Annotated in this window: 20 protein-coding genes; 14 read left to right on the top strand and 6 right to left on the bottom strand. The window is 54.8% G+C overall.

The annotated features are described in order from the left end of the window. Positions 1-57: 57 nt before the first annotated feature. Positions 58-1,281 (top strand): CaiB/BaiF CoA transferase family protein, encoded by a 1,224-nt coding sequence (locus tag HCI85_RS16265; RefSeq protein WP_167146059.1) that lies wholly within the window; start codon positions 58-60, stop codon positions 1,279-1,281. A 6-nt stretch (positions 1,282-1,287) separates the two neighbouring features. On the opposite strand, the gene HCI85_RS16260 is transcribed toward HCI85_RS16265, so the two are convergent. From HCI85_RS16260 to hmpA, 3 genes are read right to left on the bottom strand one after another with little or no spacing between them, the layout of a single operon-like run. Then, positions 1,288-2,478: an NnrS family protein gene (locus HCI85_RS16260; RefSeq protein ID WP_167146057.1), complete on the bottom strand. Its 1,191-nt coding sequence runs from the start codon at positions 2,476-2,478 to the stop codon at positions 1,288-1,290. Beyond that, positions 2,465-2,719 (bottom strand): transmembrane sensor/regulator PpyR, encoded by a 255-nt coding sequence (locus tag HCI85_RS16255; protein WP_167146055.1) that lies wholly within the window; start codon positions 2,717-2,719, stop codon positions 2,465-2,467. Before HCI85_RS16255 ends, HCI85_RS16260 begins: the two co-directional genes overlap by 14 nt. Before the next feature lie 22 nt (positions 2,720-2,741). Then, on the bottom strand, positions 2,742-3,923 hold the full coding sequence (hmpA, locus tag HCI85_RS16250) for an NO-inducible flavohemoprotein (protein ID WP_167146053.1): 1,182 nt from the start codon (positions 3,921-3,923) through the stop codon (positions 2,742-2,744). Between the two features lie 174 nt (positions 3,924-4,097). Here hmpA and norR point away from each other — a divergent pair, with 174 nt between their 5' ends. From norR to HCI85_RS16230, 4 genes are all read left to right on the top strand, one after another. Next, positions 4,098-5,651, top strand: a complete 1,554-nt coding sequence (gene norR / locus HCI85_RS16245) for a nitric oxide reductase transcriptional regulator NorR (RefSeq protein ID WP_167146051.1) — start codon at positions 4,098-4,100, stop codon at positions 5,649-5,651. Positions 5,652-5,831: 180 nt separating this feature from the next. Continuing rightward, positions 5,832-7,067, top strand: a complete 1,236-nt coding sequence (locus tag HCI85_RS16240; RefSeq protein ID WP_167146049.1) for an HD-GYP domain-containing protein — start codon at positions 5,832-5,834, stop codon at positions 7,065-7,067. Between the two features lie 143 nt (positions 7,068-7,210). Further along, positions 7,211-7,723 (top strand): DUF4410 domain-containing protein, encoded by a 513-nt coding sequence (locus HCI85_RS16235; protein WP_167146047.1) that lies wholly within the window; start codon positions 7,211-7,213, stop codon positions 7,721-7,723. A gap of 442 nt (positions 7,724-8,165) precedes the next feature. Next, positions 8,166-9,377: a site-specific integrase gene (locus tag HCI85_RS16230; protein ID WP_167146045.1), complete on the top strand. Its 1,212-nt coding sequence runs from the start codon at positions 8,166-8,168 to the stop codon at positions 9,375-9,377. 1 nt (position 9,378) lies between these two features. Here HCI85_RS16230 and HCI85_RS16225 read toward each other — a convergent pair whose 3' ends face one another. Continuing rightward, on the bottom strand, positions 9,379-9,966 hold the full coding sequence (locus tag HCI85_RS16225) for a hypothetical protein (protein WP_167146043.1): 588 nt from the start codon (positions 9,964-9,966) through the stop codon (positions 9,379-9,381). Between the two features lie 104 nt (positions 9,967-10,070). Here HCI85_RS16225 and HCI85_RS16220 point away from each other — a divergent pair, with 104 nt between their 5' ends. Both HCI85_RS16220 and HCI85_RS16215 read left to right on the top strand, forming a co-directional pair. Beyond that, positions 10,071-10,271: a helix-turn-helix domain-containing protein gene (locus HCI85_RS16220; protein WP_167146041.1), complete on the top strand. Its 201-nt coding sequence runs from the start codon at positions 10,071-10,073 to the stop codon at positions 10,269-10,271. Positions 10,272-10,594: 323 nt separating this feature from the next. Further along, positions 10,595-11,632, top strand: a complete 1,038-nt coding sequence (locus HCI85_RS16215) for a hypothetical protein (protein ID WP_167146039.1) — start codon at positions 10,595-10,597, stop codon at positions 11,630-11,632. A gap of 863 nt (positions 11,633-12,495) precedes the next feature. On the opposite strand, the gene HCI85_RS16210 is transcribed toward HCI85_RS16215, so the two are convergent. After that, the gene (locus HCI85_RS16210) at positions 12,496-13,410 is read right to left on the bottom strand and encodes an HNH endonuclease (protein ID WP_167146037.1); all 915 of its coding nucleotides are present in this window, start codon (positions 13,408-13,410) and stop codon (positions 12,496-12,498) included. A gap of 280 nt (positions 13,411-13,690) precedes the next feature. Between HCI85_RS16210 and HCI85_RS16205 the strand changes: the two genes are divergently transcribed. Then, positions 13,691-14,419 carry a hypothetical protein gene (locus HCI85_RS16205; RefSeq protein ID WP_167146035.1) on the top strand — a complete coding sequence of 243 codons (729 nt, stop codon included), beginning with the start codon at positions 13,691-13,693 and terminating at the stop codon, positions 14,417-14,419. Here the strand turns inward: HCI85_RS16205 and HCI85_RS16200 are convergent. After that, a complete protein-coding gene (locus tag HCI85_RS16200) occupies positions 14,416-14,991 on the bottom strand; it encodes a hypothetical protein (protein ID WP_167146033.1) in 576 nt (191 codons plus the stop codon). The genes HCI85_RS16205 and HCI85_RS16200 overlap by 4 nt on opposite strands. A 311-nt stretch (positions 14,992-15,302) precedes the next feature. Here HCI85_RS16200 and HCI85_RS16195 point away from each other — a divergent pair, with 311 nt between their 5' ends. The 6 genes from HCI85_RS16195 to HCI85_RS16175 all read left to right on the top strand — a co-directional run bounded on the left by HCI85_RS16195 (position 15,303) and on the right by HCI85_RS16175 (position 21,157). Further along, a complete protein-coding gene (locus tag HCI85_RS16195; protein ID WP_241693798.1) occupies positions 15,303-16,334 on the top strand; it encodes an ATPase in 1,032 nt (343 codons plus the stop codon). A gap of 20 nt (positions 16,335-16,354) precedes the next feature. Then, positions 16,355-16,915, top strand: coding sequence for a winged helix-turn-helix transcriptional regulator (locus tag HCI85_RS16190; RefSeq protein WP_167146031.1), 561 nt, complete (start codon positions 16,355-16,357; stop codon positions 16,913-16,915). A gap of 415 nt (positions 16,916-17,330) precedes the next feature. Continuing rightward, on the top strand, positions 17,331-18,419 hold the full coding sequence (locus tag HCI85_RS16185; RefSeq protein WP_167146029.1) for a multiubiquitin domain-containing protein: 1,089 nt from the start codon (positions 17,331-17,333) through the stop codon (positions 18,417-18,419). Then, positions 18,416-19,795, top strand: coding sequence for a ThiF family adenylyltransferase (locus HCI85_RS16180; protein ID WP_167146027.1), 1,380 nt, complete (start codon positions 18,416-18,418; stop codon positions 19,793-19,795). The genes HCI85_RS16185 and HCI85_RS16180 overlap by 4 nt, the downstream gene beginning before the upstream one ends. Continuing rightward, positions 19,796-20,137, top strand: coding sequence for a DUF6527 family protein (locus tag HCI85_RS21045; protein ID WP_342636246.1), 342 nt, complete (start codon positions 19,796-19,798; stop codon positions 20,135-20,137). It begins immediately after the preceding gene. Between the two features lie 453 nt (positions 20,138-20,590). Beyond that, positions 20,591-21,157, top strand: a complete 567-nt coding sequence (locus HCI85_RS16175; protein WP_167146025.1) for a recombinase family protein — start codon at positions 20,591-20,593, stop codon at positions 21,155-21,157. Positions 21,158-21,185 lie beyond the last annotated feature (28 nt).

The raw sequence follows: 21,185 nt of genomic DNA, 5'->3' as shown, positions 1-21,185 counted from the left end.
CTGCGCTCAACCTGCACGGCCCGACCCATCCTACGTTTCCACTTTCGAGATATCCCTATGCCCGGCGCACTCTCGCATATCCGCGTACTCGACCTGTCCCGCGTACTCGCTGGGCCCTGGGCCGGGCAGATTCTCGGTGACCTCGGTGCCGAGGTGATCAAGGTCGAGCGCCCCGGCAGCGGCGACGATACCCGTCACTGGGGCCCACCTTATGTGAAGGATGCCGAAGGGAATGACTCGCGCGAGGCGGCTTATTTCCAGAGCGCCAACCGCAACAAGCAATCGGTGACGCTGGATTTCACCCAGCCTGAAGGCCAACGCCTGGTGCGCGAGCTGGTGCAGAACTGCGATGTGCTGTTGGAGAACTTCAAGGTCGGCGGCCTTGCGGCCTACGGTCTCGATTACGCCTCACTGAAAGTCATCAACCCACGGCTGATCTACTGCTCCATCACCGGCTTCGGGCAAAACGGGCCCTACGCCAAGCGAGCAGGTTATGACTTTATGATCCAGGGCCTCGGCGGGCTGATGAGCCTGACCGGCAAGCCCGACGGCGAGGAGGGCGCCGGCCCCATAAAGGTCGGCGTCGCCCTCACCGATATTCTCACCGGCCTGTACGCCACGGTCGGCGTGCTGGCGGCACTCAACCAACGTGAACAATCCGGCCTCGGTCAGCATATCGACGTCGCACTGCTCGACGTGCAGGTCGCCTGCCTGGCCAACCAGGCGATGAACTACCTGAACACCGGCGTCGCGCCCAAACGCCTGGGCAACGCTCACCCGAATATCGTGCCTTATCAGGATTTCCCCTCGGCCGACGGCAACTTCATTATCGCCGTGGGCAACGACGGGCAATTCCGCAAATTGTGCGAGGTTGCCGGCCTGACGACGCTGGTCGATGACCCGCGTTTTTCTTCGAACAAGGCCCGCGTCGCCCACCGAGCCGAGCTGATCCCGCTGCTGCGTCAGGCCACGGTGTTCAAAACCACCGCCGAATGGGTAACGCTGCTGGAAGCCGCCGGCGTACCGTGTGGGCCGATCAACGACTTGGCTCAGGTCTTCAACGATCCACAGGTCAAAGCCCGCGGCCTGCGTATCGACCTGCCCAACAGCCTGGGCAGCAGCACCCCGCAGGTCGCCAGCCCGCTACGCCTATCGGAAACCCCAGTGGAATACCGCAATGCACCACCCCTGCTCGGCGAACACACCGAACAGGTACTCACCCGTCACCTGGGTCTAAGTGCAGAGCAGATCGCCGCCTTGCGTGAAGCTGGGGTGCTGTAGAACGCACTAACCCGGCTGCCCATCCAAGCGCGAAGTGCAGAACATCACCGCGTAGTAGCGTACGAACAGGGCAAAGGCCGCGATCCACAAAAGGCTGGAAAGCCCCAGTCCAACAGCGGGCGCAAACGGCACCAGCAGCACCCGTGCCAAAACCGCCAGCTGAAGACTGGCAAACGCCCAGCCCATCGCGACCGGCGGCTGCAACGGCCGACCGGTATGCCCAAGACTGACCCGCGCCAGCATCGCCAGAATCACCCCGCCGACCGTACCCAGCGCCAGGGCGTGGTAGGCCAGACTGACGTTGTTCAACCAGCCGATATGCCAGGCCGCGAGGGCCAGTAAGGCCAGCGGCAACCAGGCATAGGCCAGCTGCAATGACCACAGCAGCGGTACGCGCCAGATCCCGTCGTCGTACCAGTGCCACAAACGCAAACCATGCAGCGCAACCAGAGCCAGCAACAGCGGAAGCAGCCATAGCGACGGCTGCAAAGCCAGGCCGCTGGCAAACAGCAGCGCTAAGCTGAGCGACAACACCAGCACCAGCAGATCCAAGCGCGGCCGCGGTGCAGCGGGCTCCGCTCGATTAAGGCCACGTTGGGTAAAGAACGGAATAACCCGCCCACCGATGATGCTCACCAGCGCAGCAATCAGCCACAACCCAGCCAATGCACCGCGCCGCTGCAAAGCGTCATCACCCAGCGCCAGCCCATACAGCAGCTGCCACTCGCAGCAGGCCATCAGCAGCACCACGACCACCAGCGGGTAATTGCGCCACTGGCGTACCTGCCACAGCTGCCGTCCAAGCAACAACGCCAGCAGCGGTAGAAAGGGCAATTGCAGCGCCAGCAAGAGTGGCAACGGCGCACCGAACAGCCAGGCCAGTCGCGCCAGCAACCACAAGCCGAACAGCGCCGCCAGCGGCCAACCGCTGAGGCCTGGCCGCCCCGTCCAGTTCTGCACGGCGGTGAGCAGAAAGCCGGCAATGATCGCCACTGCAAAACCGAACGGCAGCTCATGCCGGTGCCACGCCAGGCTGCCGCCCACCGGCTGCCAACCCGGCAGATAACCCAGCAACGCCGCCGCCCACAGACCGATTGCCAGCACGGCAAACAGCGCGCCACCGAGAAAGAACGGGCGAAAACCCAGCCGCCACAGTGGCGCAATGGCCAGTTCCTGCTGGCGATCACGCAACTGCACAGCAGGGCTCCTGTTGCGTGCGCAGATGTTGCTGCGCGGCCAGGCGCAGCACATAACCGAGCTTGAGCAGGCCTGGACCAATGATCGTCAGCGAGTGCGCCGTAACCAGGCTGCCCATGCTCAGCTGCGCCTCCAGGCCATAAGCGCCCAGCAAGCCGCTGAGCAACAGCAGCACACCAGCCAGCAGCATGCGGTTCGCCAGTTGCAGTGCCCGCGATGGGCAGGATAGATACGCCAACATAATCACCTCCTAGGCCGCGTTATTAACTGTCCAGCGCGCTGGCCGGACCAAAGAACTCGTAATGGCTCTGCGCCGCCGGTACGCCGAGGCTGTGCAGATGCCGTTTGACCTGCGCCATAAACGGCTTGGGGCCGAGGAAGTAGGCATCCAGATCGCGCTGCTCGGGCAGCCACTCAGCCAACTGTTCAAGGCTGAGCAAGCCTTCGGCATCACCCTGATCGCCCGCACGCGGTTCGCTGTAGCACACGTAATGGCGCAGCTGCGGACGCTCATCGACCTGCGCCTCAACCCAGTCGCGGAAAGCGTGTACACCGGCGTGGCGGGCGCAGTGGATAAAGTGGATATCACGGCCCGTGTCGCGCGCCGCTTCCAGCATGCTCAGCGCCGGGGTGATGCCGACGCCGGCAGTGATCAGCACCAGCGGCTTGGCAGACTCACGCAGTACAAAATTCCCCGCCGGGGCAAACAGCTCCAGGCTGTCACCGACCTGCAGCTGGTCATGCAGGTAATTGGAGACCTTGCCGCCGACCTCGCGCTTGACGCTGATGCGGTACTCGCGGCCATTGCTCAAGGCCGACAGCGAGTAGTTGCGGCGCTGCTCGCCACCGTCCAGCAGCAGGCGCAGGCCGATGTACTGGCCGGGCCGGAATGCCGCCAGCGCGCCACCGTCGGCCGGCACCAGGTACAGCGAGACGATCTCCTCGCTTTCCTGCACCTTGCGGCTCAGGCGGAAACTGCGCGCCCCGCGCCAGCCACCCTCAGCAGTGGCGTTGGCGCTATAAGCAGCTTCTTCGGCACCGATAAGGATGTCCGCCAGCTGCCCATACGCCACGGCCCAGGCTTCGATCACCGCATCGGTGGCGATCTCTTCACCAAGCACTTCACGAATCGCCCGCAACAGGCAGCTGCCGACAATCGGGTAATGCTCGGGCAGGATCTGCAGCGACACATGCTTGTTGACGATCTGCCCAACCAACGGCCCCAGCGCCTCCAACCGGTCGATATGCCGGGCGTACATCAGCACCGCATTGGCCAGGGCCCGCTGTTGGCCACCGCTGGCCTGGTGCGCCTGATTGAACAGCGCGCGCACCTCGGGGTACTCGCTCAGCATCATCTGGTAGAAGTGCCGAGTCAGTGCTTCACCGCCACTTTCCAGCAGCGGCACGGTGGCTTTGATCAGGGCGTTTTGGGCAGGGGTCAACATAGGGCTTCCTCGTCAGGGCGACACGCTGCACTTGCGCAGCGCTTCGGTTCATATCACCCTGACTACTACAGGAAGCGTGCCAATTATTTTTAATATATAAATCATAGACTTATAAATACTTGTGTCTTTATGACAGCAAGCATTCCGAGTCTTAATGACAACTAGTGTGTCCTTATGACAGCAAATCCACTGCTTACCGCCCTGATTCCCCTGGTCGCCGATCTGTCCCGCGAGCTGCCAGAAGCCGAGCGCTATCGCCGCCTGCTACAGGCGCTGCGGCAGCTGCTGCCGTGCGACGCCGTGGCGCTGCTCAAGCTCGACGGCGATGTGCTGATTCCGCTGGCCGTTGAAGGGCTGAGCGCCGACACCCTCGGCCGGCGCTTCAAGCTCGACGAACACCCGCGCCTGCAGGCGCTGCTGGCGCAACGCGGGCCGACCCGATTTGCCACCGACTGCGAGATGCCTGATCCCTATGACGGTCTAGTCGACGGCCATCGCGGCCACCTGCCCGTGCACGACTGCCTCGGCTGCCCGCTGTATGTGCAGGACCAGCCCTGGGGCCTGCTGACCCTCGACTCACTCGATCCCGCGAGCTTCGGCCGCGTCGATCTGGACAACCTGCAGGCTTTCGCCAGCCTGGCCGCTGCTACCGTGATGGCCAGCGAACGGATCAACGCACTGCTGCAACGCGCCGAGGATCAGCACCAGTTGGCCGAGGCTTACAAGCAGGCCGCCGTCCAGCAACGCCCGCGCGAACTGATCGGCCAGAGCGCTGTGCACAAGCGCCTGGCAGCGGAGATTGCGCTGGTCGGCAACAGTGAACTGAGCGTGCTGATCAGCGGTGAAACTGGGGTCGGTAAAGAGCTGGTTGCCGAAGCCCTGCATGCCGCATCCCCACGCGCAGCAAAGCCGCTGATCAGCCTCAACTGCGCGGCGCTGCCCGATAACCTGGTGGAAAGCGAACTGTTCGGCCACGTGCGCGGCGCCTTTACCGGCGCGCACAACGAACGGCGCGGCAAGTTCGAACTGGCCGATGGCGGCAGCCTGTTTCTCGATGAAATCGGCGAGCTGCCGCTGGCCGCGCAAGCCAAGCTGCTGCGCGTGCTGCAGAGCGGCCAGCTGCAACGGGTCGGTGCCGATCAGGAGCAGCGGGTCAACGTACGCGTGCTGGCCGCCAGCAACCGCGACCTGGCCGAGGAGGTGCGCGCCGGGCGTTTTCGCGCCGACCTCTACCACCGCCTCAGCGTCTACCCGCTGAAAGTGCCGGCGCTGCGCGAACGCGGCCGTGATGTACTGCTGCTGGCCGGCTACTTCCTCGAAGAAAACCGTGCCCGCCTGGGCCTACGCAGCCTGCGCCTGACGGCCGACGCTCAGGCCAGCCTGCTGGCGTACAACTGGCCGGGTAACGTGCGCGAACTCGAACACCTGATCGGCCGCGCCGCGCTCAAGGCACTGGCCGGCTGCAGCGAGCGCCCACGCATCCTCAGCATTGACAGCACCCATCTGGACTTGCCGAGCAGCCAGCCAACAGCAGCACCTGCGACTCAACGCACAGCAGAGCCACACAGCCAACTGCTACTGCGCGAAGCCCTCGACGCCTACCAGAAACAACTGATCAGCCAAGCGCTGGAGCGCCATCAACACAAATGGGCCCCCGCCGCCCGCGAGCTGGGCATCGACCGCGCCAACCTGATCCGCCTGGCCAAGCGCCTGGGCCTGTCCCCTTAATCGCCCAGCAGCCGTCAGCGAGCCCCACAACGGCCGTTTGGTGGCTAATCTTGAGGAAGTGGCACACGTTCAGCACGCTGATGCTGCAACCCAGCGCCATCAATAGGTAAATGCAATTTGCTGCCCACACACCACGGGTAGCTAATGGCCAGTATTTAGCGACTTCCTTTGGAAAGCCCCATGGCCGACGAAGCCAAACCAGACCGTATCAAAGTTGACGCTGCGCAACTGACCATCGGCATGTACGTGGTGGAGCTGGATCGGCCCTGGACAGACACCACCTTCCTCTTTCAAGGCTTTCGCATCCGCCAGCAGCTGGACATACGCCTGCTGCAGGAAGTCTGCAGCTACGTCTGGGTGGATGCTCGGCAATCTGTAACGGTACACGATCAGGTCTCGGCCAATATCGCCCAGCCCGAAGCCCTGCAACCGGCCATCGCCAAGGTCGATTTCAACCTGGAAATGCTCCAGGCCGCTCCCACCTGGAGCGCTGCACGCGACGAGTCGTTGCGAATTCTGCAAGCGGTCAAGCTCGGCCAGGAGCTGGATGTTGAAGCGGTCAAAGCCGTCATCAAAGACTGTGTTGAAAGCATCCTGCGCAACCCGGCGGCGATGCTCTGGCTGGCGCGCATCAAGAACAGCGACGAATACACCGCCGAGCACTCGTTGCGTGTGTCCATCCTTTCGATTGCCCTGGCCAAGGAACTGGGCCTGCCGGTCTATCAGCTTGAGCAAATCGGCGTATGCGGCATGCTCCACGATGTCGGCAAGATCAAGGTGCCCAACGAAATCCTCAACAAACCCGGCGCGCTGACCGCCGAAGAGCTGTGCATCATGCAGAGCCATGCCGCCGAGGGCCGCAAACTGCTGATGAGTAACCAGCAGGTCACTGCCGCCACCGTCGACGTCGCCTACTCGCACCATGAGCGCCTGGATGGCCAGGGTTACCCACGCGGCCTGGATGCCAGCAAGATCCCTTATTTCGCCAAGATCATCGCGGTGGCCGACAGCTATGACGCGATCAACAGCGACCGCGTGTACAGCAAGGGCAAATCCAGCCTGGAGTCACTGCGCATCCTGCTGGAAGCGGTAAACAGCCATTTCGACGAAGAGATTGTGGGCTGCTTTATCCGCATGGTCGGCATCTACCCGCCAGGGGAAATCGTCGAGCTGACCAATGGCGAAGTCGGCATCATCATCGGCTGCCCGCCTGGCAACAAACTCAAACCCAGGGTACTGCGCGTGCTCGACGGGCAGAAGCAACCCTGCAAGGAAAGCATCATCGACCTGGGCAAAACCGCCAAGGACCCCAGCGGCAAACCCTACCGCATCCATGAGGTGCATAGCAGCGGCGCCTTTGGCATTGACATAGAGGCATACCGACGCAAAGGCTTGGTGATCCCAAACACACTCTGAGAGTCGCCACGGTATCGCCGGGCGTCGCTCATCACAGCCACTGAGCAACTCGCTGCCTGCGGCTCGACAGTTCTTCGTGCATGTTCTAGCGTCGCAGCTTCCACACTCTGCCAATGGTTTCTATGCGCCCGATTCTGCTCGCTATGTTTGCCCTCTTGCTGCCGATGATGGCGGCCGCCACTGAACCCACCAACGTCATCTACCTGACGGCTTTCGCGGTGGACAACCCGGCAGACAGCCAACAGCGTGAGCGTGCGGCGCAGTTGGATGAGGCGCTCCTTCGGGCGCTGCAGGCTCGCCAGATTCAGGTCAAGCCCGTCAGTCAGCAGGCGGCATTGCCGACCAGCGGCTGGTTAGTGCAAGGGCAGGTGTCCAGCGAAGCCGGTCGGCGCCTGGTACGCACGGTTGTTGGCTTCGGCGCAGGTGCCAGCAATGTTGAAGCGCACGTCTGGATCAGTGACCTTGCCGCCGAAGAACAGCAGCAACTGACAGCCCAGGACCGCTCCAAACGCCTGCCGGGTGCGCTGGTTACGCGCAACCCTCAGCTGGCAGCGGCAAAATTCCTGCTGGAACGTCGCGCACTGAACCGCAACATTGATGAAGTGGCGGCCGATCTGGCGGACGACATCAACAAAGCATTGGCCAACGCGCACTGAGTGGCAGGCCCAGGACGGTCCTGCCAACAAGCATCTGCAAACAGGCTTAGCCCTTCAAGCACTGAACGCCTGTGTTGCCTGGTTCAGCACATCGACAGAACGCGCGCCACATCAGGCAATGGCGTGCAGCGATTGAGCCGACGGATCGATATGGCCAAACAATGAACCGATTTTTCAACATCGGATCACTGGCAGGGCTAAAAAGACGGCAGCGCGCATAATCATTCAGGCAAAAAAAGGGCCTAGGTTTTCACCTAAGCCCTTGTTTTATATGGCGCACCAGGCGGGATTCGAACCCACGACCCCTGCCTTCGGAGGGCAAACATAATCTCTTAGATATTAGCTACATACCAATAAAATCAGCTAGTTACTGTCCGCTTGAGTCCGTCAAACCAGACTGATATTGTCATTTCTTCTGTCACTCTGCTGTCACGGCTAAATCATGAAGACGAAAATCACCAGTAGAGTGCTCACCACCCTGGTTCCGCGAGAAAAAGCATATCGCATACACGACACCTCTCAGCCGGGGCTTTTCATCCGCGTGCTTCCTAGTGGGCATGCCTCTTACATGGTGACCTGGGCAAGGAACAAGGCGATTACATTAGGGCGAGTGGGCATGATGACGCTCGATCAAGCTCGAACCGAGTCCGCTCAGTATCTCGCGGAAGCGCATGCGCATGGCGAGCCCTTAGCCGTGTCTCAGGAGCGAAAGGTGGGGCGCATGCCCACTTTTGAGTCCTTTCTTACTGATCACTTCGAACCTTGGTCGCAAGCGCATCACAGAGACGCGATTAATGGTGCCCGCGCCATCCGAAAGAGTTTTGTCGACCTGCTACCCCTCCGCCTCGACGAGATCGATACTCGCCGTGTCGAGCAATTACGTACTACTTGGCTAGCAGAAGGCCTGACCCCAGCTTCCGCCAATCGAAACATCACACGCTTACGCGGCGTGCTGGCTCGGGCTGTCGAATGGGGGGCTCTGGAGGTTCATCCGCTGGCCAAACTCAAACGCCTAAAAGTAGATAGGCGCGGGCGTGTTAGATATTTAACGACAGAGGAGGAAAATGCATTATTCAAGGCCATGGTGGATCGAGAGGCGACTATTTGCGCAGAGCGAGACAATGCAAATAAATGGCGCAGTGAACGCAAAAAGGCTCTGATGCCCGACCTTAGTAAACTTCACTTTGCTGATCACCTTCGCCCCCTTGTTCTCACATCAATAAAGACTGGTATGCGGAGGGGGGAGGTATTTAATCTAACCTGGGATGATATTGATCTGAAGAACAAAATTATCACAGTAGAAGGTGCCACTTCGAAATCTGGTCAAACGAGACACATTCCAATCAATAAAGAATTATTAGAAACATTGACTAACTGGAAACAACAAACTGTCAGCAAAGGTTTCGTTTTTCCTGGCAAAGACGGAAAACGCTTAGACAATGTTAAAAAGTCTTGGGACGGCCTGTTGACTCTTGCAAAAATAGACGGATTCCGCTGGCATGATCTGCGGCATACGTTTGCATCAAAGTTAGTTATGGCCGGAATTCCACTCAATACAGTGCGTGAGCTTCTCGGCCATTCAGATCTCGCGATGACGCTGCGCTACGCCCACTTGGCTCCGGACAGCAAAGCGGCAGCTGTGGAGCTGATTTAACCTATTGTTCCTCCACCGTCATTTCAAGAAAAGCTTCATAGCTCAACTTGATTTTCGAATTCTTTTCCTTGAACGCTGCATAGGCTTCAAGGGAAGGCATACTTTTAGAGACCTTATCTAAATCTACCGCTGGAAAATGAGGAATATATTCCTCAGCTATTATCTCGTCAGAAACTGAAAATATTCTAGTTTCACCTGCGAAATAGCTTGGAGACTCGAAGATAGTGCTAGCTATTATTTTGTCCCGTGCGCTCAAGGCAATGTCTGCAATATAGGCAGTTCTGAGCTTCGTCAGAATTGGCTCGCCAGGGTAGTAGGCAGCTCTCAGTGCGACTCTTAACTGCAAGCTCCCGTCTTCCTCCGTGAAATCAGGATGGATTTCAACAGTAGGCATTTCAATAAATATTTTGTCCGCGACATCAGTTACTGCGTCCTCAACCAACTGCGTAGATGTTTTTCCAATAGCGTTTGCCGCCCCCTCAAGGTAAGCCTTAAACATCGGGCTTACGCGGAAGTTGATCGAATCTGATTTTTTCCTGACCGCCATAATTTTTGTCCGCCAGCATTGGTTTCCAACAGATTGCCACACCTAAATGGCTCTGTACAAGAAAAAGCATTGACCTTTGTCTGCATGTGCTCTAGCGTGTAACTACACCGATATGCACATACCAAACCGCATCCAGGAGTCACCTCATGAATCTGCAAGCCTCAATGAATCCGCTATCTGTAGGCGTCGAAGACGCCGCTCGGATGATCGGCGTAGCTAGATCAATGCTCTATGAGCTCTTGGCGCGGGGGGAAATCGAAAGCTTCAAGCTGGGGCGTCGCCGCCTGATTCTGGTCAAAAACCTGGAGGCTTACATCAATCGCCAAGCCGAGGAAAACAGCAGATGAGCGTAAGTGCTTAGGGAACCTCTGAAAAACGAGCCCAGCGACGCATATGCCAGAAAATTTTGCTGAAATACCGAATTTACAGCCTGTAAATAGCGGTTTTAAGCAATTTTTGACGCATAAATTTCTAGCTCAGTTCTTTTTCAGAGATTCCTTAGATGCGCTTCCGCTACGTCTACTGGCTATTCCCGCTTGCTCTGACACACAAACTCATTTTATAGGCAGTACCACAATCACACAGGTGAGGTAGTAGGGATAAAGGGACGCCTTAGATACACAATCAATATAACTGTAAATATATAGCATGCATCATGAGGGTGAGGTACATGAAAAAAGCATGCGCTACATGCGGAATAGACATACCCAATAAGTCAAAACAATGGAGTATTCAAAAGTACTGTAGTACTCGATGCAGGAAAATAGCGTTCAATCGGCGTAAGTCTAAAAACACACGTATTGAACAGAGAAAAGCAAATCTGATACAAAACGACGAAGCAATCTATCTTATAGGGGAGTGCAGAAGAGCCGGCACGGTACAAATTCTAACCGGCCACACTTTAAAATCATTCACTAAAACAATGAAATTCATTAAAAACAGAGAAAAAGGGGATGTGGAGAGGTGTCATATAGCACCGGTGAAGGGCACAAACACAACAGGATTGCTTCACTATAAAAATCTATTCTACGGAGGTGTTCACCAAAATAGGAAGTTTGGGAAAAAGTATCACTCTGGCGGGCGTTCTATAAAAAACGATAGCCTTGTCAAGAAGTGGAATGTCAATAGCCGAATGACAAATAACGACATCCTTAAAAAGGTTGATCTGTTTTTAGTCGATATTATTGATAGGTATATTACAGAAAACTCAGTTTTAAAATCCAGGAAAGTACCAGTAGTAGAAAGAATACTTGAGCTATGCCCTGAAGAAAGCAGAGACTATTTATTATGCCAAAGCGGTAAATATCTAAGCGATTTCTTCGCTAAACTTAGCCATAGAAATCCTCGCTCTAGAAGCTATGGCATCGAATCAAAATATATGGCCTATCTTAATGAAATAACCAGATTCATTTCTTATGGTGGCGAAAGTAAGAAGCCGCTTAAGAAACTAAGAAGACTAATGATTATAGGTTATATCGCCCTAAATAAAGTAATGGCAAGCCGAACATATAATAAGTATTTTTATATCGACTATGAAAGCCTTATCAAACCAAAACACACCAGGGCTATGCTTAAAAACCCTGAAGATTGGAGCGAATTTAAAGATCTTATTTATGACACGGCCTTTAACACATTATCGGGAAAAATATTAGACATCAAAGAATTCAAAAAGGAATTCATGATGTATTTAAAATTTCCCAAAACCTGATAAGCACTGAGCTATACATGCAGCCACCTACTTTCATAGCGACTGACTATGCGCACGCATCGTGCGTGGTTATTTTATACCAATTACACAAACGGCTATCGGCCAAGCGCATTATCCTAGCGAGAGTAATCTAGCCGGCTGATTATCTGCACTCATAGAGTAAAAGGCAGTTTTTAGTAGTATTTCGAAAAAATGATATTACGCTGATAGGTAAACACGATGGCATTCCACTCGATAAATCAGCTTCGCTACCCTTCTGAACCTTTAACCCGAGTTATTTACGGCTACGTCTGTGTATGTGGCGCGCAAGAAAGCTTTCTCGTTTCACAAACACCGCGAGTTGTGGTTACGCTTGAATTAACGGAAAGCGGCCATTTGGGGCTTGTCGAGCACTCTCATCAGAACGGATCTTATTCAGCATCAACTGCCGAAGTACAAACAATTGCACGCTGCTTCGAGTGTAATGAGAAGAGTCTGAAGTTTATATCTGTGGCGAACATGTGCTAGATCACGCCCCTAGTAAACGAGCATGACCAGACTCTCGACGAATATCTTTATCAGTATTGTGCGTATTGGCATCGACTACCGGCCAAGTTGAGTTGAGTTGTTTCGATCGGTGGCTTCCCCCATAGCTGTCGCTGGCGAAAGGCAGAAACCAGCCAAAAGAAGCCTTTCAGGCAACATCGACAAGCGCCGTTTTTAGTCAGTGATCCAAGGTGCTTAAGAGTCTAAATCATGTGGAGTGTGCCCACTCCACTCATTAAATGCCCGAATAAAGGCGCTGTGCTATGAGTAGCTTAACAGCATGGCGATATCGACGATTTGTAGCCGAGGCGACGTCGGTCTCAGCCTCGGGTAGCGCATTATCTGTCGAACTTGAAACGTGTTCGATGCCGAGCTAGGTACTGCAAAGTGCCCCTCGAAACATGGGCGAGCTTTTGGTAGTGCGCAAGGCCAAACACCTGTTGAGCATGAGGGCCAAGCTGATCGCTGATCAGCAATCTTCCTTGTTCGCAGAATGAGATCAGTCCGCGGTCGAATAAGCGATCGATGTGGGTAGCGAGAAGCAGGCCGTTATCTGTATCAAGGCGCTCATCGTTGTCCGACATGCTCCAAGGTACGATGTGGGAGGCAACGAGAAGGTCAGGGTTCTGGAGGCCAGTCAGCGCGCAGCGGCAATTCCAACGGTTCATGAGATTAGTGCGGTACTCACCCTGGCCGACCCGAGCGAGAATGATTGCTTCGCGGGTGGTCTTGCTGATCTTCCGCGTCGAATCTACATCAACAATGCGGTCCACAAAGGCACTGATTAACCCCGCCTTCTCCAGCAGGTAGAGTCCTGCGTCCGGACCGATGTGAGACATGTAAATCTCATTGATCGTCCCGTGCTGGGTAAACACAGCAGGATCGCAGTGCTCATTGAACCGGCTCAAAAACTCTTTAGCAATTTCGTCGCGATTTACCGGACGCACAGTAGAGCGCAGCGTCACATCGACGCGGCGTCCTTCTTTATTCCACTGATGAAAACCACGGGTGGATGGCCGTTCGGCGTTATAGGCATTAGCCTGCGCTTCTGCGACACGGGTGATCTGCTTGTCTTTCACGCAGAAAATGATGTCCCCGGTGTGCACCTCGTCGACCACATCCCAATGCCGATTGGTGCGGGGTCTCAGGGAGCCATCCTTCCGCTCAATCGTTGAGTAGAGGGGGGCCCAAAGGAAGCCGCCCTGATTGACTTCGTTGAAGGTGGCGCCAAGGTTCACCCAGAAAAATTTCATCGCTCGTCCTTGTGTTTAGGCTCAGGCGTGAAACCATATCGCCATCATCGAAGCAACAAAAGCATGAGTGGTGAATCGTCCCAAATTTCGTAGATACCTTTGGACGTCCGCTGTTGGCCGGTAGTGGACGCTGGTGACCGGTTAAACCACAGCAAACAGTGGACATTCAAAGGCGTATGCGAAACTAGGGGGCGACTCACTGCTACTGCCCATAGAAGCCTGTGGGTGCTTAAATCCCATCGCATTTTGTACGCGATTCGTGTGCCACTAGAGCTGAAAAATGGAAGATCTGAGAGACATCGAGCTGGGGGTAGCCCAGCGGTTTAATGAGAAAATTAAGCTACATGCAGAACGCCAAGGAGTGCTCTCGTATGTTTCTGCCCCGCTGGGGGCACAAGATCAGGAACATGCGGATCACCTCTTATCGTCTGGTGCTCGGTTCGCTCTTGTTGAGTTCAAAGCCAACCATAGTGCGATTAAAACCGAGAGTACTAAAGAGCTACGCATTCAGTTGTTCCGTAATTTTGCACAAGACAAAGCTTTATTAAAAAGAAGTCGAGACTGCCACTACATCTGCTGGGGAGAGCTCAGCGAACAGTACAGCAGTGAGCTTCAGGAAAATTTTTTAGAGGAGGACGAAAAAGTAAGTAGCTATGCTCTGAAGGTAGCGCCCTACATGAATAACTTTGCTCCAGGCTTTGAGTTTGAAACATGCGTAGGAGATGTATTCGCTAGAGATTTTTTTGGCTCTCAGCTATTGGGAGGCAATTACAAGCGCTTTTATCGCTACGCAGATGAGCTTGGAAAAATAGCAAAAGGGGCTAAAACTGGAAGCGAGACCTTGGAAGGGCATATTTATGTTTATTGGCCAACGAGTGGCGATAATCCCGCTGGATATCGCTCAATTCGCTTTAGAGGGCTAAGCCATATGCTTCGCCTATCGAAAAGTCCCGAGGTGTTGCTAGGCCTGAAAACCTTGGAGTCAGGTAATTCATTTAAAAGGGCCTAGCGTTTAGATTCAGCGGTACGCTTGAGTATCTTGCGGATGGTCTCACGCTCTTGCTCAGTAGAGTGGGCCCAGACGTCATGCAGGCTTGGCTCCTTTGAGCCTGCTTGAGTCCAGGAGTCGTTCAGGAACTTTTGCAAGTGAGGTGCACTGTAAACACCCCCGGCGTATGCTACGACCAAGATGAGAATAAACGCAGCCCATATCGAAGCTCTTAGCCGGCCTACACTTTCCAATCGCCTCGCCACACTTTCTGCCTCTTGTGTAATCGCCCGCATCTCGCGTTGCAGTTCTTTACCCGCGCTTATAGTGCCGCTATATGCTTCTTCATAAGCTTTTTTAGCGGCGCTCTTCGAAACTTCCGATCCATTACCCCAGGCTTTTACTGCTTTTTGTACTTCGTCCTTAATACTTTCCGATGTGGCGTTAAGATCCTCTAATTTCGCCTGAGCACTGATACGAAACTCATCCATCTGGCCGACGGCATCGGTTAAGCGATCTATTTCGGTCGTGAGCTCCTCCGTATTCTTGCGGAAATCGCGATACGTTGCTGTAAATTGGCCAGACTCAGTCATGTTTTTCACTCAGTTTTTCTGCTCGGACAATACTAGTTTTCTATTTTTCCTACCCCGAATGCAACTAGAGGGCGCTCTTCAAGTTTGTTGCTAGACCTAGAGGGCGACTTATGCAATGAGCTTCTGATAGGGGCATGCTGAGTTATGTCATTTTGACTTCATGTAGCCGCATCGCCGGTGTACAATCGCGCCGTAAGTTCCCAGCACCGAAAACTCAGTCGATCTCTGCCAGAGACTCAATGATCGGACCTCAAATGTTGAAGAGGCTAGCTCTCCTACTTGCCAGTAAGCCAGGCCTCAAGGCAAATGAGATGGCCCGTAAAATTGACATCGACCGTAAACAGATCAACCAGATTCTTTTCAGCAACCCTGAGACTTTCAGTCAAGATCGAAACTCCTTTGGCTGGTACCTATTGAAAGATCACCAATTTGTTCTTGAGTTGACCGCAAACGGCACCTGGCTTTCTCACCAGCACTTTGAGAAGGCGCTTCTCAAGTTTGGATCGCCACTTGACTCCCCTCTTAACCGCGTGGTCATTAAGGTTCTCCCTGATAAGAAGCTCCTTTTCTGCGCTGCGGCGCGGATTTTAGCTCTCGCGAATCAGCTAGTAGCCGCTGGAAAGCACGTTGTACTCGACTTCACCGATAACAATTCGACGGTTTCGTATCTGGGCCGTGCATGCTTTTTTGCACGGCTAAATCAAGCGGTAGATGTCCTTCCGAGTAAGCCAGACGCAGCCTTCGCGGAGCTGTACCTAGCCAATAACTTGGGCCTCGTTGAGCTTTTAGAGATCTGCCCTGAGGTAAATGTTCCTGAGCGCATCAAGTTAAGTTTTGAGGAAGCGTTCGGCAGTCGAGATGCGAACAAGCTTTTCACCCTCGTTGGAGAAATGGTCTGCAACGTGGAGGATCACTCCGACACCTTGATCCCTGGCTTCGCGGGTCTACAGTGCTATGAGATGTCGTCTAGGAAGTCGGTCGTTGTCGTCGTATCTGACAGCGGCAGGGGCATTTGCCAGACCTTGCGGCCTGGGTTGGAGGAGCACTTTCCCGATGTCGCCAGGGAATTTAGCCCTACTATTAAAGATGCCGATCCACTGCTTATTCTTCGAGCTATGGAGGAAGGGGGGCTCAGCCGCTTAGGCAAAGGACGAGGCGCTGGTTTCCATACCAGCCACGAAGAAGCCGCCAAACTCAGCGCTAAGGTAACGATTCGGCAAGACAGCTTTGCTGTCTATTTGAAGTACAAGGAAGGAAAACTTGAACGTAAGAGCTGGAAGACCAATCTACCCAGATTGGTAGGAACACATATCGTCTTTGAGTTCTCGTTGACAGCTGACTAAGATCTGGTTAAATTTAAGATATGAAGCAGAAAAACTATACTCTGAATCTTCGGGACTTCACTGATAGCGCAAACCCCTATGGCACCGCCAGAGGGCGCAAAGCGCATGCGAAGCTTGTCGAGGCCATCGACGCGCTCCCAGCTGCGACAGTTGTAGGTGTCTCTCTTGCCCAGATTGATGGCGCAGATGTTTCCTTCTTCCGCGAGTGTTTGATCTACGCAGCGAAACGTTTCGACGGGCAGATCGCGCTTTACGCCTTTGACATTACCGATGAGGACCTGGTTTCCAACCTGCAGGGGGCTGCGGTTTCAGGCGGTCATCGACTCACGTGTTGGGTAGGTAATGAGTGCAGATTTGTTGGTCCTGAGCCTTCGAGCTCCAGCATTTCGCTGCTTCAGCTCGTGGTCAACAATCGCGAGACGACAACGTCAGACGCTGCTTCCGCCCTCAACATTAGCGTCCAAAATGCAAGCACTCGGCTGAAGCGGCTTGCTGACGAGGGCTTCTTGCTGCGCTCCGAGGAGTCTGCAGACAGTGGTGGCAAGGAGTTCGTTTATAAGGTTATCGGAAAATCTGCTTAAAGGGCTTCCTTTAACGAGAAAAAAGGGCTAAGCTGTTTTTCAGTGAGGCCCTTTTTTTTGCCCGGAGTTAAACAGGATTTGTTAAGCAGAATTGGCGACCGCCGAAGACGAACAAATCAGGCGGCAGAATGCACACCCAAAAAGCTGATGATGGTCACGCCAGGTAAGGAGGTACGGATGGAATAGAGAAAAAGATGATGCTGTGAAAGCAAGTCATCGTTTGGGAGGTGACTAGAGCGCAATGGCTGTTGCGTTCAGTCTGGCTACGAAGATATCGATGTGGACTAAAAGTATCTTCGTGCGTTTCCAGTCAGTCAAGCACTGATGCAGGAACTCCCTCCGTCGACGACAAACGGGCTCCTCTGGGCAGCCCTTAAATCCGCTCATCCGCGGAAACGGAATGGAGAAAATTCAAATGCACGACCAACAAATGCAACACCCCCGCCATCGCATTGTTGAGGTGGCAAACCAAACCCTCGTTTACCGCTCGGTAACCGTGGACGACAGTACCCCAACGGGCGCCCAGATCGCTGAAGCTGCAGAGTTCGACTCTGATCAACTTCCGGTTGTGCTGCAGGTGCTTCCAAATGGCTCGCTGGAAGATATCCGGCCTAATGAGGTAGTTACTCTCGGGGCTGAAGTCGGTCGCTTTATCGTGGTTGAGTCTGATCGCACTTACCTGTTCACCGTGGACGGTAATCGCCTCGAGTGGCCTTGTCAGCACATCAACGGGCAGACCATCCGCGTCCTTGGTGAAGTCGAAAGTGATAAGAAGTTGCTGCTTGAGCGCGAGGATGAGGCCGACCTGGAGATTCAGGACGACCAGTTCGTTGATCTGGACGCAGAGGGCATCGAGCGCTTTATCAGCCGGAAGGCCACCTGGAAGCTCAACGTTCAAGGCAAGGACTATCTTTTCGATACCCCAACCGTTGTCATCCGCGACGCCGTTGTACGTGCGGGCCTGGACCCCAATCAAGCTTGGCACATCTACTTCAAGGTAGAGGGCCAGCCCAAGGTAGAGAAGGGAATCGATGATGTCATCGACCTGCGCACGCCCGGTATTGAGAAGCTCCGCCTGACTCCTCGGGACGTAGGTAACGGTGAGGCCCCTCAGGCGCTCCGGCGCGAGTTCTCGCTACTTCCGGGAGACGAGCAGTACCTTACCGAGATAGGCCTCAGCTGGGAGGCTCGCTTGAACGGAGAAAATCGCTGGCTGGTCATCCATGACTATGAGTTACCGGATGGGTATAGCCATCGGAAAGTCGAGCTTGCCTTGCTGATCACTGCCGGTTATCCCATGAACATGCTCGACATGTTCTATGTGTACCCGCCGCTTCAACTGTCGAATGGGGCCGAGATACCCGCTACGCAGGTAACGGGCGTGGTCGACGGAGTGACTTTCCAAGGCTGGTCTCGCCATCGTCCTTGGAACCCAGCGACTGACACCGTCATTTCGCAGTTGGCGATGGCTGATGGCTGTCTTTTGAAGGAGGTAGGTCAATGAGCACCGGCACTCGCTTGGTGTTGACGCAAGAAATCCATGCCTCGCTCCGGGAACATTTGTTTCCGGGCGACGGCAAGGAGGCCGCCGCGATCCTGCTTTGTAATCGTCACACCGGCACCCGATTGAAGCTGCTGTCCAAGGAGCTGATTCTCGTGCCATATGAGGAGTGTAAATCGCGGTGCGTCAACTCCATAACCTGGCCAGGCAGCTATTTAGAGAAGGCCATCGATGCGGCTTCTGCAGCATCGATGTCCGTCATTTTGGTGCATTCGCATCCAGACGGTTCGCTGGAGTTCTCCGACATCGACGACGAGAGTGATGCACAAACCATGTGTTCGCTCTATCAAGGCGTGGAAGCGATTCACGGCTCAGCAGTCATGGTTTCGACTGGCGCTGTCCGGGCACGCATCTACACGGATGGCGAACAGTGCGAGTCAGTGGAGCTCGTAACTGTGGCCGGCGATGATATTCACTACTGGTGGGACGACAGCACCGAATCTCATCCGCCAACCATGGCGTTCTCTTCCGGGATGACCGCAACGTTCAAGCGGTTAAAAGCGGCCGTTATCGGAGTTTCTGGTACCGGCTCAGTCGTAGCAGAACAGGTAACCAGACTCGGTTTTGCAGAGATCCTTTTAATCGATCACGACCACCTGGAGCAGAAGAATCTAAACCGGATTCTCAACGCAACTTTCGACGATGCTCTCACGGGCCGTTCAAAAGTCGAGATGTTCGCTGAAGCTATCCAACGCATCCGCGGAGAAGGGATCGCCCATCCGATTCAATGCACTATCCGCTCGCGAAACGCGATCCTCGCAGCGGCAGATGCCGATGTGATCTTTTGCTGTGTTGATACCTATCAGGCTCGCATGATCGCGGATCTCATTGCATCAGCATTCCTAATTCCATTGCTAGACGTGGGAGTAAAGATCCCCACCCATGTTCACCCTGAGGATGGAAGGGTAATTACCGATGTGGCAGGCCGAGTTGACTATGTTAAGCCAGGTGGATCCACGCTAGCTGATCGGGGTGTTTACACCCCTGAGCTGCTATATAAAGAGCATCTTCGCACCGTCAACCCGCAGGACTATGAGGATCAGCTTGCACGGGGATACATCGCGGGGGTTCAGGAGGAGGCTCCCTCGGTGATTACCCTGAACATGCGAGCGGCGTCCGCCTGCGTATCGGAATTCATCGCAAGGTGTTTTCCCTTTCGGGAGTACCCGAACAGTCGATTTGCACGGACTAGATTCAGTCTTGCTGGAGCTGAAGAGGATTACACCGAAGAGAGTGAAATCGCCAAAGCACCTAACTCCCGCCTAGGTGAGGGCTGCAAGAAGCCTCTCCTTGGCCTCCCAGAGCTGGAGGATCACTAAATGGCGATCCTGAATAGGCTCTTTTCCTACGTACAACGAAAAGCCGAGGCTCTGCTGCCTCCACGGCGCCTAGTCGTCGTGGAGGGAGATTCATTGCCGCATGACATGCCGATGCGCTCGATCGTACTCGCGAGAGATGGAACGGAAGATTGGTGTGTTGGACTCAGATGCCCGTGCGGCTGCGGCCGAACCATTGAGTTACTGGTTATAAAGGAAGCTAAACCTCGCTGGGACTACAGCATAGATAAGGACGGCCTTCCGTCGCTAATGCCTTCGATTTGGCTGAAGAGTGGGTGCAAATCGCACTTCTGGCTTAAGAAGGGTCGCATTCATTGGATGTGACAGTAACTGATCCGCGGGAAATCGTGGATTGGACGCAAGATACGTGAGTGGTGGAAAAAGCCGGTTCGTGTTCGACTCGGCACATGCACCCGCTTAAGGCATGGGAAAGACGCTGAGTGCGGCGCCCAACGTTTCGATGCCTCCTAAAGGGGGTAGCCAGGAAGCCACTGAGTTGCTGCTGATGGCCGGTAGATGTTTTCCGCGAGCGGCACCTATTGGCCGATTTCTGCCCATCACATCGTCACTTCGCTCTGGCCAAAGTGCATGCATTGCATGCCAGTGGTGGTGCCGGAGATGTCCCACGTCTATCTGTCGTATCGACTAGACCACAAACGACCGTTTTTGGCACCGCTGAAATTGAGCCATAGAGCGGTGTCAAATAATAGGGTTGACTATTTATGAGCCACATATAATAATGAGCCTACGTTTTTGACACCTTTACAGAGCTCAACCATGTCCCGGACCTTTGCCTACTGCCGAGTTTCTACCGTAGGCCAAACTACAGAGAATCAAGTTCAAGAGATCAAATCTGCAGGTTTCGATATTCAGCCCCAGCGCTGCATTGAGGAAACAATTTCGGGCAGTACCGGCAGTAGTGAACGCAAAGGCTTTAACACGCTGCTAGACCGCATGGAGTCTGGCGATGTACTTGTGGTGACCAAGCTGGACAGGCTTGGGCGGAATGCCATCGATGTGCAGAGTACCGTGCAGCGGCTAGAGGGTATGGGTATTAGGGTTCACTGCCTGGCCCTTGGAGGCGTCGACCTGACTAGCCCGGCAGGCAAGATGACAATGACCGTTCTCGCAGCAGTGGCGCAATTCGAGAGGGATCTGCTAATTGAGCGCACCCAGGCAGGTCTTGAACGTGCAAAGGCCGAAGGCAAGTCCCTCGGACGCCCCACAAAAGCATCTTCCGAACAGGTGCAGGCGCTGAAAGGGCGCTGCATGTCTCAGTCACAAGTTGCAGCCGAGCTTGAGATCAGCTTAAGCACGGTCAAGCGCCTCTGGAATGCGACCTAAATAGCGTCGACATTAAACTTGACTCCAA

It is taken from the genome of Pseudomonas sp. OTU750018 (assembly GCF_011636575.1).
GTDB classification, from domain to species: Bacteria; Pseudomonadota; Gammaproteobacteria; order Pseudomonadales; family Pseudomonadaceae; genus Aquipseudomonas; species Aquipseudomonas peli.
The sequence above is the reverse complement of the archived record's forward strand: the minus strand, read 5'-3'. Positions and strand labels throughout refer to the sequence as shown.

What these genes read in the sequence shown, in the direction of transcription:
- HCI85_RS16180 (WP_167146027.1), top strand. Translation starts at nt 18,416, where the DNA reads ATGAGCACCGGCACTCGCTTGGTGTTGACGCAAGAAATCCATGCCTCG.
- HCI85_RS16220 (WP_167146041.1), top strand. Translation starts at nt 10,071, where the DNA reads ATGAATCTGCAAGCCTCAATGAATCCGCTATCTGTAGGCGTCGAAGAC.
- HCI85_RS16210 (WP_167146037.1), bottom strand. Translation starts at nt 13,410, where the DNA reads ATGAAATTTTTCTGGGTGAACCTTGGCGCCACCTTCAACGAAGTCAAT.
- HCI85_RS16200 (WP_167146033.1), bottom strand. Translation starts at nt 14,991, where the DNA reads ATGACTGAGTCTGGCCAATTTACAGCAACGTATCGCGATTTCCGCAAG.
- HCI85_RS16240 (WP_167146049.1), top strand. Translation starts at nt 5,832, where the DNA reads ATGGCCGACGAAGCCAAACCAGACCGTATCAAAGTTGACGCTGCGCAA.
- HCI85_RS16195 (WP_241693798.1), top strand. Translation starts at nt 15,303, where the DNA reads ATGGCCCGTAAAATTGACATCGACCGTAAACAGATCAACCAGATTCTT.
- HCI85_RS16265 (WP_167146059.1), top strand. Translation starts at nt 58, where the DNA reads ATGCCCGGCGCACTCTCGCATATCCGCGTACTCGACCTGTCCCGCGTA.
- norR (WP_167146051.1), top strand. Translation starts at nt 4,098, where the DNA reads ATGACAGCAAATCCACTGCTTACCGCCCTGATTCCCCTGGTCGCCGAT.
- HCI85_RS16175 (WP_167146025.1), top strand. Translation starts at nt 20,591, where the DNA reads ATGTCCCGGACCTTTGCCTACTGCCGAGTTTCTACCGTAGGCCAAACT.
- HCI85_RS16235 (WP_167146047.1), top strand. Translation starts at nt 7,211, where the DNA reads ATGTTTGCCCTCTTGCTGCCGATGATGGCGGCCGCCACTGAACCCACC.
- HCI85_RS16190 (WP_167146031.1), top strand. Translation starts at nt 16,355, where the DNA reads ATGAAGCAGAAAAACTATACTCTGAATCTTCGGGACTTCACTGATAGC.
- HCI85_RS16255 (WP_167146055.1), bottom strand. Translation starts at nt 2,719, where the DNA reads ATGTTGGCGTATCTATCCTGCCCATCGCGGGCACTGCAACTGGCGAAC.
- HCI85_RS16215 (WP_167146039.1), top strand. Translation starts at nt 10,595, where the DNA reads ATGAAAAAAGCATGCGCTACATGCGGAATAGACATACCCAATAAGTCA.
- HCI85_RS21045 (WP_342636246.1), top strand. Translation starts at nt 19,796, where the DNA reads ATGGCGATCCTGAATAGGCTCTTTTCCTACGTACAACGAAAAGCCGAG.
- HCI85_RS16205 (WP_167146035.1), top strand. Translation starts at nt 13,691, where the DNA reads ATGGAAGATCTGAGAGACATCGAGCTGGGGGTAGCCCAGCGGTTTAAT.
- HCI85_RS16230 (WP_167146045.1), top strand. Translation starts at nt 8,166, where the DNA reads ATGAAGACGAAAATCACCAGTAGAGTGCTCACCACCCTGGTTCCGCGA.
- hmpA (WP_167146053.1), bottom strand. Translation starts at nt 3,923, where the DNA reads ATGTTGACCCCTGCCCAAAACGCCCTGATCAAAGCCACCGTGCCGCTG.
- HCI85_RS16185 (WP_167146029.1), top strand. Translation starts at nt 17,331, where the DNA reads ATGCACGACCAACAAATGCAACACCCCCGCCATCGCATTGTTGAGGTG.